The 431-nt window shown below is 69.4% G+C and carries 1 protein-coding gene and 1 pseudogene; both read left to right on the top strand.

The window, feature by feature from the left end:
- Positions 1-271 (top strand): annotated as a pseudogene (locus tag MOV74_RS40360) (type II secretion system protein GspH); the annotation flags it as partial.
- Positions 249-431 (top strand): type II secretion system protein J (locus MOV74_RS40355; protein ID WP_246933129.1); only part of this gene is annotated, 183 nt, incomplete at its 3' end. The pseudogene MOV74_RS40360 and the gene MOV74_RS40355, both read left to right, overlap by 23 nt.

The raw sequence follows: 431 nt of genomic DNA, 5'->3' as shown, positions 1-431 counted from the left end.
AACCAGGGTGGCGACCCAGGTGGATGCGGAGGCGCGCGCGATCCGTTCCGGCGTCACCGGGCGGACCATACGCCTGCCTGGTGATGTGGTGGTGCAGGCGATGCTGGCCTCACGCTGTGCCGACCGGGCCGCGGGGCGGTCGATCGATTTCTTTCCGTCGGGCATGTCGTGCGGCGGGGTGATCGCCTTGGCGCGGCCCGGCATGGGATATGAGGTGCGCGTCAACTGGCTGACCGGAGGCGTCGAGATTGTTGCGCAGAAGCTGCTCTGATAGCGCCGGCTTCACCCTGATCGAGGCGCTGGTCGCGCTCGCGATCATCGCGGTCGTGCTCGGGACGATCGGCTCGGTGATCGCCACGACGGTGAAGGGGACGCGCGCGATCGACCAGCGTCTGGCACTCGCGGGCACGGCCGAGACCCTGCTCGCGGAC

The sequence above is a fragment of the Bradyrhizobium sp. SHOUNA76 genome, assembly GCF_023006445.1.
GTDB lineage: Bacteria > Pseudomonadota > Alphaproteobacteria > Rhizobiales > Xanthobacteraceae > Bradyrhizobium.
This window is presented reverse-complemented; position numbering and strand designations above follow the sequence as displayed.